Below are 537 nucleotides of genomic sequence, written 5' to 3'. Positions count from 1 at the left end.
GCTAGAGAAAAGTAGGGCGGGGCACGAGAAACCCTGTCTGAATATGGGGGGACCATCCTCCAAGGCTAAATACTCATCATCGACCGATAGTGAACCAGTACCGTGAGGGAAAGGCGAAAAGAACCCCGGGAGGGGAGTGAAATAGATCCTGAAACCGCATGCTTACAAAAAGTAGGAGCCCGCAAGGGTGACTGCGTACCTTTTGTATAATGGGTCAGCGACTTACATTCAGTGGCAAGGTTAACCGAATAGGGGAGCCGTAGAGAAATCGAGTCCGAATAGGGCGTCCAGTCGCTGGGTGTAGACCCGAAACCAAGTGATCTATCCATGGCCAGGATGAAGGTGCCGTAACAGGTACTGGAGGTCCGAACCGACTAGTGTTGCAAAACTAGCGGATGAGCTGTGGATAGGGGTGAAAGGCTAAACAAACTTGGAAATAGCTGGTTCTCTCCGAAAACTATTTAGGTAGTGCCTCAAGTATTACCTGCGGGGGTAGAGCACTGTTTAGGCTAGGGGGTCATGGCGACTTACCAAACC

The 537-nt window shown here is 51.0% G+C and carries 1 rRNA gene; it reads left to right on the top strand.

Features of this window, described 5'->3' with window-relative positions:
* Nucleotides 1-537 (top strand): 23S ribosomal RNA (locus HWX04_RS08290); the annotation flags it as partial.

Origin of the sequence: Bartonella gabonensis, from assembly GCF_903679515.1 — a bacterium.
In the GTDB taxonomy this organism is placed as follows: Bacteria; Pseudomonadota; Alphaproteobacteria; order Rhizobiales; family Rhizobiaceae; genus Bartonella; species Bartonella gabonensis.
This window is presented reverse-complemented; position numbering and strand designations above follow the sequence as displayed.